At 57.8% G+C, this 11,287-nt stretch carries 11 protein-coding genes; all 11 read left to right on the top strand.

The features are described 5' to 3' along the window. Nucleotides 1-285: hypothetical protein (locus V3W31_04100; protein MEE9614125.1), on the top strand; the 285-nt coding region annotated here is incomplete at its 5' end. A gap of 555 nt (nt 286-840) precedes the next feature. Continuing rightward, complete coding sequence (gene glgA / locus V3W31_04095) at nt 841-2,289, top strand: glycogen synthase GlgA (GenBank protein MEE9614124.1); 1,449 nt, start codon at nt 841-843, stop codon at nt 2,287-2,289. 95 nt (nt 2,290-2,384) lie between these two features. After that, nucleotides 2,385-2,960 (top strand): response regulator, encoded by a 576-nt coding sequence (locus V3W31_04090; protein ID MEE9614123.1) that lies wholly within the window; start codon nt 2,385-2,387, stop codon nt 2,958-2,960. Beyond that, nucleotides 2,953-3,717 (top strand): gamma-glutamyl-gamma-aminobutyrate hydrolase family protein, encoded by a 765-nt coding sequence (locus tag V3W31_04085; GenBank protein ID MEE9614122.1) that lies wholly within the window; start codon nt 2,953-2,955, stop codon nt 3,715-3,717. The genes V3W31_04090 and V3W31_04085 overlap by 8 nt, the downstream gene beginning before the upstream one ends. 271 nt (nt 3,718-3,988) lie before the next feature. Then, nucleotides 3,989-4,756: a TorF family putative porin gene (locus tag V3W31_04080; protein MEE9614121.1), complete on the top strand. Its 768-nt coding sequence runs from the start codon at nt 3,989-3,991 to the stop codon at nt 4,754-4,756. A 30-nt stretch (nt 4,757-4,786) separates the two neighbouring features. After that, a complete protein-coding gene (locus tag V3W31_04075; GenBank protein MEE9614120.1) occupies nt 4,787-5,125 on the top strand; it encodes a P-II family nitrogen regulator in 339 nt (112 codons plus the stop codon). A 207-nt stretch (nt 5,126-5,332) separates the two neighbouring features. Next, a complete protein-coding gene (locus V3W31_04070) occupies nt 5,333-6,526 on the top strand; it encodes an ammonium transporter (GenBank protein MEE9614119.1) in 1,194 nt (397 codons plus the stop codon). Between the two features lie 266 nt (nt 6,527-6,792). After that, nucleotides 6,793-8,085: an ammonium transporter gene (locus V3W31_04065; protein MEE9614118.1), complete on the top strand. Its 1,293-nt coding sequence runs from the start codon at nt 6,793-6,795 to the stop codon at nt 8,083-8,085. A gap of 189 nt (nt 8,086-8,274) precedes the next feature. Beyond that, entirely contained in the window at nt 8,275-8,724 is a 450-nt protein-coding gene (locus V3W31_04060; GenBank protein ID MEE9614117.1) for a Rieske (2Fe-2S) protein, read from the top strand. A 123-nt stretch (nt 8,725-8,847) separates the two neighbouring features. After that, complete coding sequence (locus V3W31_04055; GenBank protein MEE9614116.1) at nt 8,848-9,855, top strand: cytochrome b N-terminal domain-containing protein; 1,008 nt, start codon at nt 8,848-8,850, stop codon at nt 9,853-9,855. A 51-nt stretch (nt 9,856-9,906) separates the two neighbouring features. Continuing rightward, nucleotides 9,907-11,265 carry a multiheme c-type cytochrome gene (locus V3W31_04050; GenBank protein ID MEE9614115.1) on the top strand — a complete coding sequence of 453 codons (1,359 nt, stop codon included), beginning with the start codon at nt 9,907-9,909 and terminating at the stop codon, nt 11,263-11,265. Nucleotides 11,266-11,287 lie beyond the last annotated feature (22 nt).

The following is an 11,287-nucleotide window of genomic DNA, read 5'->3' as shown; positions in this document are numbered from 1 at the left end:
AAATCCAGACTGGTGGCCAGAAGCAAAGTCGTAAACGGCAAGGTCGAAACCATAGACATTTGCCTGGAGTGCTGGTGGACCAAAGAAATCAACGTCGATTTAGAAGATGGAAAAAGAAAATCTAGAGAAGGTGGTAAAGGAAGCAGGCTTCAACAGTATGAACGATTTTATCAAGACCAATCTTCATTATCTTCCTGGAAGCAAACAAAGGCTCCCCCCAAGTGTTGCACTTTTCCATTGAACCCGCGCTCTTCTATACTGTTATTGATGAGAACTACCAAATGAGATTAATTATTACCACTTTCTATTCTTATAGGCATCCATTGATTTAACAAACGAATCCCTAAACCCCTCCCCACGCTCTTTTATGTTGTCCAATTCCTCTTTTGACATTAGAGTTGTCTTGTCACTAAAAAAATGATCGCACGATTTGCATCTATATCTGGAACCAAATGCGGCAAACTCCATCTCAACCTTATCGCCTTCGTTACATTTAGGGCATTTAATAGCCATTTGTCTCCCCCTTTCTATTCAACAAGCGTACGATTGAAGAGCTACCCCTAACCCTTGTGCTCCTCTTCTCTCTTCCCCCCCCCTCTTCACTATAGGCCTTTTTCATCGCAACCCACTCAAAGGCTTTGTTCAACACTAATATTACACGAGAGATTTTGTGTTTGTCAAGGCTTTTGGTGCTTTGGTGCTGGTCCTTGTCGTCCTTGTAGCCGACGTCCAGGGCGACCTTGCGTATTTCGATTTTTTGCCGTCTTTCTCTACCTTGTTCACAAATATGCTGGCGGAGCGCTTGCCGACCCCCGGAATTTCTGGTATGGTCTGTAGCCTATGGCTCTTAACGTTATAATAGCTACCCCCGAGGCCGTGCCGTTCGCCAAGACCGGAGGGCTCGCCGACGTGGCCGGCTCGCTGCCCAGGTCCCTGAAGGCGCTCGGCTGTAACGTCTCCATCTTCATGCCGCTCTACAGGTCGGTAAAGGAGGGGGGCTTCAAGGGGGAGTCCATGGACCTGCAGATACCCATACCCATCGGCAAGAGGGTTATCCACGTCGAGGTCTTCAGGAACGAGATCCACGGCATCCCGGTCTACTTCCTCAAGAGGGACGAGTTCTTCGACAGGAGCTACCTCTACGGCACCCCGGACGGAGACTACTTCGACAACCTCGAGAGGTTCACCTTCTTCTCCCGCGGGGTGCTGGAGGCCGCCAGGGCGCTAAATATCGAGCCGGACGTGATCCACTGCAACGACTGGCAGACAGGGCTCATACCGGCGTACCTCTCCGACACGTACAGGCAGTCGTTCCCGGAGACCGGGACGCTCTTTACCATACACAATATCGCCTACCAGGGGGTATTCCCCTCCTACCTCTTCAACGTGACGGGGTTGACCGACGAGGTCTTCAACACGGAGGGGATAGAGTTCTGGGGGAAGCTTAACCTCCTTAAGTCCGGCATGGTCTTCTCCGATATAGTGAGTACCGTCAGCGAGGGCTACAGCCGGGAGATACAGACCCCGGAGTACGGCTGCGGGCTCGAGGGGGTACTTAAGAAGAGGAAGAAGGACCTCCACGGCGTTTTGAACGGGGTGGACTATACGGAGTGGAACCCACGCACCGACGACCTTATACCGGCGAACTTCTCCGAGAGATCTCTCAGGGGCAAGGGGGTCTGCAAGAAGGACGTCATAAAGGAGTACGGTCTGAAGCTCGGCAGGCGCACGCCGCTTTTGGGGCTCATCTCCCGCCTTGCCGACCAGAAGGGGCTCGACATACTGGCCCGGGCCATGGGGGACCTTATCGAGCTCGACCTGGGGCTGGTGATACTCGGCACCGGCGAGAAGAAGTACCACCGCCTTTTCGAGAAGCTGGCCCGCCGCTGGCCCGACCGGCTCGGGGTAAGGACCACCTTCGACAACACGCTCGCCCACAGGGTAGAGGCGGGATGCGACATTTTCCTCATGCCATCGAGGTACGAGCCCTGCGGACTGAACCAGATATACAGCCTCCGCTACGGAACGGTGCCGCTGGTGAGAGCCACCGGCGGGCTCGACGACACCATAAAGGACTATAAGAAGAACGAAGGCAACGGCTTTAAGTTCAAGGAGTACTCTTCAAAGGCCCTGGTAGAGAAAGTCAAGGAAGCGCTTTTGGTGTACAAGGACAAGAAGGCCTGGCAGGCGCTTCAGAAGCGCGCCATGAGGGAGGAGTTCTCCTGGGAGAGGTCCGCGGAGAAGTACATGGATCTCTACCGGGAAGCCGCCGGGCGGCACAAACGGTAAGCACCCCTGCCTTAAAAAACCGCACCACACGACCGGAATACGATTAAAACCCCACTTTAGACAGGTGGCACGGAACTTGCTTTACTTCCTATGGTATGAGGAAGATAGCGGTAATAGACGACGACGCCTCGGGCAGGCTGGTCCTGAAGGGGCTCCTCGAGGAGAGGGGACTTTCGGTGGTGGCCGAAGGCGGGAGCGGGGACGAAGCCCTTGGTATATGCAGGGACTTCTCCCCGGACGTGGTGGTTATGGACGTGAAGATGCCCGGGGTGGACGGCATAGAGGCCGCAGCGGAGATAGCCCGGCACCACCCGACGCCGGTGGTGCTCCTTACCGCAAGCGAGGACGAAGAGACCGTGAGCCGCGCGGCCGGGGCCGGGATCATGGCCTATCTCGTGAAGCCCGTAAGGGGGGAGGAGCTCCTTCCCGCGGTGGAGCTCGCCGTGGCGAGGTTCCGGGAGTTCGAAAAACTGAAGAAGGAAAACGAGGACCTTAAAGACACCCTCGCGGCGAGGAAGCTCGTGGAGAGGGCAAAGGGTCTCCTTATGGAAAGGGACGGCATCTCCGAGAGTGAGGCCTTTACGAGGATACAGAAGATAAGCATGGACAGGAGAAAGCCCATGAAGGAGGTCGCCGAGATCGTCATCGCCGCGCTTGAAGGTCTTGGATAGTCCGATGCGGAGCGTGCTCGTCATCCAGCAGGTAGCGCACGAGGGGCTCGGTACGATTGCCGCGGCACTCCGCTCTATCGGGTTCAGTGCCCGCTGCATCAGGGTCTACGCGGGTGAGAGGGTGCCGAAAGAGGTTGCCCCGCCAGACGAAGCCCTCATAGTTCTCGGCGGACCCATGGGCGTCTATGAGGAGGACAAGAATCCCTTTATAAGGGACGAGCTTCGGCTTATAGAGTCGGCCGTGAAGGCTGGTGTTCCGGTGCTGGGGATATGCCTCGGGGCCCAGCTCATGGCGAAGGCCGCGGGCGCTCGTGTCTATAAGGGTAAATCGAAGGAGATAGGCTGGTACGACGTCAGCCTTACCCCGGACGGCATGAGAGACCGTTTGTTTTCGGGGCTTCCTCAGACGATGAAAACATTTCAGTGGCACGGGGATACGTTTGACGTGCCGCGCGGCGGCACGCTCCTTGCCTCGAGCGAGGAGTTCCCCTCCCAGCTTGTGCGTATGGGGCGGAACGCCTACGCCTTTCAGTTCCACCTCGAGGTCACGGAGGCCATGATTTGCGAGTGGCTTTCCGTGGATGAGAACAGAGAAGAAATCGAAAAGCTCGAAGGGGCAATAGACCCGGAGAAGATTATAGAAGAGACCCCGGCCAACATACCCGCGCTCCACGCTGTCGGGGATGCGGTGTTCCGGAGGTTTTTCCGTAGTGCAAAACCGGAAAAAATGTATCGCGGTGCGCCACGGTACGATTGATTAGTAAGCACCGGTGGTCAAAAGCTGTGCAACCCCGTCTCTCCCGCCCTTTCTAATCCGTGTTTTCTCCAGTTTTTCTCCGTTTTCTCCGATAAAACCGTTCTGGCATCAACTTTGCAATGCTACTTAAGGAAGTTGCAAGAAAGGCGAAGGCGCCTTTCCCCGAGTACGAGGGTTGGCGTTTTCTTCCATATTTTCCATTTTTCATGGCAGAACAAAAAAGCGAAACAAGAAGGAGGAGATCATTATGAGGATTAGGGGATTAGCGGTTTTGGTTTTACTCGCGGGTTTCATGGCCGTATCCGCCGGCACCGCCAGGGCCTTCGAGGCCTCCGGCGAGGGCGGGGTAGACATACTCACGAACTACGTCTGGAGGGGGCAGAACCTCGTCAACGACGGAATGGTCCTGCAGCCCACGCTGGGCATCACCACCGACAGCGGCTTCGGCATGAACTTCTGGGCCAACTATGTCACCAAGAAGGTGGATGACACGTCCGGCGGTGAGATCCACGAATCCGGTGAAAGCACCGAAACGGACCTTACCCTTAACTACGGCACTTCCCGGGGGAAGGTCTCTCTGGAGGTGGGCTATATACACTACGACCTCAAGGACGTCGAGGATACTCAGGAGGTCTACTTTACGCTGAGCTACGATACGTTCCTGAGCCCGTCGCTTACCTACTATCACGACTTCGACGAGGGCAACGGCGGCTTCCTCGTGGCCTCGGTGGGGCACTCGTTCGGCCTGCCGAGGGAGATGTCCCTGGACCTCGGCGCATCGGCGAGCTACAACTTCGACAACGAGATCATGGGCGTGGACGAGGACGGAGACGAATTCACCGACTTCTATAACGGCGAGGTATCGGCCGCGTTGAACATCCCCGTCACCAAGAACATAACCATAGTGCCGAAGCTGGCCTACAGCTTCCCGCTGTCCAATGACGCCGATGATGCCATCGAGGCGATAAACGACGCCTCCGGAACCGGCACCGAGGAGGACGTCTTGTACGGGGGTGTAGGGGTCTACTTCAGTTTCTGACCGCACAATAGATATAAGGGAGGTAACAGGATGAAGAAGATAGAGGCGATAGTAAAACCGTTCAAGCTCGACGAGGTCAAGGAGGCCCTGCACGACATGCATATCGACGGCATGACCGTTAGCGAGGTAAAGGGGTTCGGCCGGCAGAAGGGCCATACCGAGCTTTACAGGGGGGCCGAATACGTGGTGGACTTCCTGCCCAAGGTAAAGATAGAGGTGGTAACGACCGACGAACTGGCGGCGAAAGTGGTCGAGGCCATCCTCGGGGCCGCGAAGACCGGCAAGATAGGGGACGGCAAGATATTCGTCTCCACGGTGGAAGAGACAGTCAGGATAAGGACCGGAGAGAAGGGCAAAGAGGCCCTTTAAGAGGATCTAAACCAGTCGAATTCTTTCTTCGATCAACGACGATCAAGAGGAGGTAAGAAGATGAAAGGCTTAAGCGGCGAACTTGGCGGCATGTCGAGTGCTTACAGGCATTTTACCGGGTACGGAGGGTTTTTGAAGACAGTAATGTTTTTATTCCTGGTCCTTGGCGTGGTCCCGTTTTCCTGGGGTTCCGAGGGGGCCGGCGAGATAGACAAGGCGGACACGGCCTGGATAATGGTCTCCACGGCTCTCGTTATGCTCATGACCCCGGGGCTCGCCCTTTTTTATGCCGGCATGGCGCGTAAGAAAAACGTGCTCGGCACGATGATGCACAGCTTCTTCATACTATGCCTTATAAGTATCATGTGGGTAATGTGGGGCTACAGCCTCTCCTTCGGTAAGGATATAGGCGGGTTCGTCGGCGGGCTTAACCACCTCTTCCTTAACGGCGTGGGTACCGAGGCCAACGGGACGATACCGCATCTCGTCTTTATGATGTTCCAGGGGATGTTCGCGGTCATAACGGTCGCCCTTATTACCGGCGGCTTCGCGGAGAGGATAAAGTTCTCGGCCATGGTTATCTTCAGCCTCCTGTGGGCGACCTTCGTATACGCCCCGCTCTGCCACTGGGTGTGGGGAGGGGGATGGCTCGGGGAACTCGGGGCGCTCGACTTCGCCGGCGGCATGGTGGTGCACATAAGCTGCGGCGTCTCGGCTCTGGTTGCGGCCCTTGTCATAGGCAAGAGGAGGGGATATCCGAAGGAGCTCATGCCCCCGCATAACCTCGGGCTTACGATTATAGGCATGGGGCTTCTCTGGTTCGGGTGGTTCGGCTTCAACGCCGGGAGCGCGCTCGCGGCCGACGGCATCGCGGCACTGGCGTTCGTAACGACCAACACCGCGGCCGCCATGGGAGCGCTTACCTGGGTCTTCGTCGAGTGGGTCCACAGGGGCAAGCCGACCGTGCTCGGTGCGGTATCCGGTGCCGTTGCCGGACTCGGATCCATAACCCCGGCCGCCGGCTTCGTCGGGCCCGGCTCGGCTATTATAATCGGCCTTGTGGGCGGCGGGCTCTGCTACTGGGCCGTCAGCGTCATCAAGCCCAGGCTCGGCTATGACGACACGCTCGACGTCTTCGGCATACACGGCGTGGCCGGCACGTGGGGGACGCTCTCGGTGGGGCTCCTGGCCTCGGTCGGCGCAAGCGGCCTCTTCTTCGGGAACCCGGGCCAGCTCTTCAAGCAGATTATAGGGGTCGGGGCGACCATCGCCATCTCGGTCGTCGGTACATTCGTAATACTTAAGGTGGTCGACGCGGTTGTGGGCCTCAGGGTAACGGAAGAAGAAGAGATAGAGGGGCTCGACTACTCGCAGCACGGCGAAAGCGGCTATACATGGTAAGCCGGTGCGAAGGTTAACGAGGTCCCCGCAAGGAAACTAAAAAAACTCGCAGCACGGCGAGAGCGGTTATACCTGGTAGAGCGGTTTGGTTAAGGTCTTTCACGGTACAGCGTAGTACCGTTACGGGATAAACGGTGAGGCAAGGGCGCCTTTCCGCGGGTCACGATGGTTAAGTGTCCGCGGAGGGTCGCCCTTTTGTTTTTTCAAGCGGGTACGGCGCGTTAAAATCTATAGTAGACAAATAATAGACAAGGAGGTAGTTGGAAATGAAAAGGATACCGTTGGCCGCCGTCATGGTGGTGTTCCTCATTGGTCTTTTCTCTCTCTTGATGCCGGAGTTGGCCTTTGCGGAGGAGGAGGCCAAGATAGATACGGGTGACACCGCGTTCATACTGCTGTGCACCGCGCTCGTGATGCTCATGACGCCCGGGCTCGCGTTCTTCTATTCCGGCATGGTCCGGGGGAAGAACGTGCTCGGTACCATGATGCACAGCTTCTTTATACTGTGCCTTATAAGCATTCAGTGGGTGCTCTGGGGCTACACGCTGGCCTTCGGCCCGGACATGGGTGGGGTCGTCGGGGGGCTTGCCCATCTGGGGCTTGCGGGCGTGGGGCAGGAGCCCAACGGCACCATTCCCCACTACGTCTTCATGATGTTCCAGGGGATGTTCGCCATAATAACGGTGGCGCTTATAACCGGCGGGGTCGCGGAGAGGATGAAGTTCTCGGCATTGATCGTTTTCAGTCTCCTGTGGGCCACTATCGTATACGACCCGCTCTGCCACTGGGTGTGGGGAGGGGGATGGATCGGGGAGATGGGGGCGCTCGACTTCGCCGGCGGGACGGTCGTGCACATAAGCTCGGGCGTCAGCGCGCTCGTCGCGGCCATAGTCATAGGCAAGAGGAGGGGGTACCCCACGGAGCCCATGCCGCCTCATAACCTCGGCTATACGCTTCTCGGCACGGCGCTCCTGTGGTTCGGGTGGTTCGGTTTCAACGCGGGGAGCGAGCTTGCCGCCGACGGCGTAGCCGGGCTCGCCTTTGTGGTGACGAATACGGCGGCGGCCGCGGGCGCGCTTGTCTGGGTCTTCGCCGAGTGGATACAGAGGGGCAAGCCCACGGCACTCGGCGCCGCGTCCGGCGCGATAGCGGGCCTTGTGGCCATAACCCCGGCCGCGGGCTTCGTCGGGCCCATCTCCTCGATAGTGATAGGCGGGGGCGCGGGGGTCATCTGCTACATGGCCGTAAGCTACCTGAAGCCGCTTCTCGGCTACGACGACTCGCTCGACGTCTTCGGCATACACGGTATAGGCGGCACCTGGGGGGCGATAGCCACCGGACTCTTCGCCTCTGTCGGGGCCGAGGGGGCGTTTTTCGGAAACCCGGGCCAGCTGGTCATACAGCTTAAAGCGGTTGTGGCCACCTGGGTGCTCGCCGGTGTGGCGACCTTCGTGATACTGAAGGCACTCGATGCGGTGATGGGACTCCGGGTAAGCGAAGAGGATGAGATGGAAGGGCTCGACATATCCCAGCACGGCGAGAGAGGCTATAACCTGTAGCGGCCTATCGAGCGAAGATGCGTTTCCGCAAGGAAGCTAAAAAAATCTCAGCACGGCGAGAGGGGATATAAGCTGTAATCGGTACACCGATTGTATCGACATAACCGAAGATAGAGGCAAGGGCGCCTTTTCCGGAGACCAGAGGATGGAACGGTCCGGGGAAGGCGTTTTTGTTTTCGGGAGGTTTGAATGGGGGTAATAAACGATAACGTTTCGAGGAGGCGGTTTCTCTCGGGGGCCTTTATGGGTTTCGGGCTCACACTCGGGCTAGGGACACTGGCCCTGAGGTTCTTCCAGTTCCTCATCCCCGAGGTAAAGGCCGCCAGGTTCGAGGAGGTCCTCGTTGGGCTGAAGTCGGCCATACCCTCGGGCGGCCTCACCATGGAGGTCGGGGGCAACCCGCTCACCATCCTGAAGGCCGGAGACGAGGTGGTCGCCTTCAGCCGCGTGTGCACGGACCTGGGGTGCCTGGTTTCATGGGATAAGGTGGGCGAGCGGTTCGTCTGTCCCTGCCACCAGGGGATCTACGACAGGGACGGTAAGAACATCTCGGGCCCCCCGCCGAGGCCGCTCGACAGGTTCGAGGTGGTGGAGAAGGGGAAGCACGTCTATGTAAAGGTTAAGGCGAGGGCGGTATAAGAGGCAGTACCGGTCTTCAGTTACCGGTTATCAGTGCAAGGCGAAAAACATTAACCCGATAACCGGAAACCTATAACCGATAACTGTTACCCGTTAAGCGGTATTAGCACTATGGAAAACGCCATGGAAAATATAAAAGAAAAATCCTTGAAGGACAAGGTTATCGACCTCGTCCAGGAGGACGTGCCCGACCACCTCCACTTCTGGCCCTATTCGCTCGGGGCCATACCGCTCGTGCTGTTTTTGATACTTGCGGTGACGGGCATACTCATGACCTTTTACTATATACCGCACCCGGAGAAGGCCTATGACAGCGTGCGGGAGATAACCTACGGTATCTACCTCGGTTACTTCATAAGGGGGCTCCACAAGGTGGCGGTGAACTTCATGGTGCTCTTCCTGCTTTTCCATATCGTAAGGGTCTTCTTTACGAGGGGTTACAGTGGGGGTGGCGCGGTCAAGTGGGTAATGGGCGCGCTGGTCTTCTTCACCACGCTCGCCCTCGGGTTTACCGGGTATTCGCTCGTCTACGATAACGTCTCCTACTGGGGGACGGTCGTCGTGACGACCATGGCGGGGGAGGTGCCGCTGGTGGGTAAGCCGCTCCTCTATCTCCTGAGGGGCGGCGAGGAGATATCGGAGATAACGCTCCTGAGGCTCTACGACCTCCATACCAAGCTGCTGCCGCTGCTTATAGTCCTTCTTATCGGGGCGCATATAGCGGCTACGAGGCTCGTGGGCTTCGCGAAGGTGGAGGGCCTTGGTGGAGAGCACCCCTTCTGGCCGGACCACGCCGTTAAGGTGGGCGTCATCACACTGGGGCTGCTTATAATAATGGTCAACCTCGTTCTCATATTCCCTCCGGGCCTCGGCGAGATGGCCGACCCGGTTCTTGTGGCCGAGGACGTATCGCCTCCATGGTACTTCTCGGCCTCGTACCAGTGGATAATCATTGCGCCGAGGGAGCCGGCGCTCTTCGTGATGCTCATCTTCCCCGTGCTCTTTATCTGCTACCCGTGGATAGACAGCTTCCTCGAGGGCAGGGGGTATGAGATGGCGAAGGTGAATATGGCCGTGGGTACGGTCGTGATAGTGGCCTTCCTATGGCTGACGCTCTGGGAGATTTTTTAAATCCGTAGCAAGCTGCGGAGTAGTTTATGAATATAAACGGAGGTAAGTAAGATGGATATAAAGACCGGGAACTTCATAAAATATCTTATCGGCGTCATGAGCCTTATACTATTCACCGCGCTTACGGTCGCGGGCTACGTAAGCGTCATGGAGACAAGGGAAGAGGTGCCGAGGCCTTTTGTAAGGGCTAAGACGAAGGTGTGCCTGGACTGCCACATGGACAAGGGGCTTAGCAAGGGGGCCATAAGGGACTGGAAGCTTTCGGTGCATGCCAGGAAGGGGATAGGGTGCAACGAGTGCCATATACCGGTCGAGGGCGCGCCGGAGAGGATAGCCGGGATGGCCACGAGCTGCGAGGACAAGGACGTAAGGCGCGAGGTGGGCGCGGCTAACTGCAAGTCATGTCACGAGGAGAAGGTTACGGAGTTCCAGGCGGGCAAGCACTCGAAGGCGTGGCTCGCCATGGAGGCCATGCCTACGACGGCGGACCAGCCGCACGTGATAATGGCCGGAGAGAAGGGGTGCGGCGGGTGCCACAAGATAGGCAGGGACGGCGGCCAGTGCGACTCCTGCCACACGCGCCATCGCTTTTCGGCCGAGGAGGCAAGGAAGCCCGAGGCGTGCGCAACGTGCCACATGGGCTTCGACCATCCGCAGTGGGAGATGTACTCGACGAGCAAGCACGGCGTAATCTACTCTACGGAGGGAGATAACTGGGACTTCTCGAAGAAAATAGCTGACTGGTATGAAGAGCCCTTCAAGGCTTCTTTCAAGACCCCGAGGGCGCCGGTATGCGTTACCTGCCACATGCAGAAGGGCGACCATGAGGTCCGTACCGCCTGGGGCTTCCTGGCCCTGAGGCTCCCCGAGGACGACCCGGAGTGGATGGGTTACAGGGTGAAGATACTCCAGGGGCTCGGTGTGCTCGACGGCGAGGGGAAGCCCACGGCGAGGCTGGACGCGGTAAAGGCCGCGGACATAGTAAGGCTCTCCAGGGAGGAGTGGGAGGCGGAGAGGGGGAAGATGCTAAAGGTCTGCGCCGGGTGCCACGGGGAGAGCTGGTCAAGGGACGAGCTTGGCAAGGTAGATGAGATAATAAAAGAGTCCGACCGGCTCATGGCCGAGGCAATCGATATAGTCGAGGCCCTTTACAGGGACGAGGTGCTGGAGCGCCCGGAGGAATACCCGCCCCACGTGGACCTCTTGAGGTTCTACGAGGTCCAGAGCGGGATAGAGCAAAAGCTCTACGTCATGTTCCTCGAGCACAGGATGAGGGCGTTCCAAGGCGCGTTCCACTCGAACCCCGACTACATGCACTGGTACGGCTGGGCCGAGATGAAGCGCGACCTTGTGGAGATACGCGAAGAGGCGAAGATGCTGCGCGCCGAGCATATGAAGGCCAAAAAATAGCCGTGGGTGGTTGCGGGTCTAA

The organism is Thermodesulfobacteriota bacterium (genome assembly GCA_036482575.1).
In the GTDB taxonomy this organism is placed as follows: Bacteria; Desulfobacterota; GWC2-55-46; order GWC2-55-46; family JAUVFY01; genus JAZGJJ01.
Note: the sequence above shows the minus strand (reverse complement) of the source record. Positions and strands in the feature narration are given on the sequence as shown.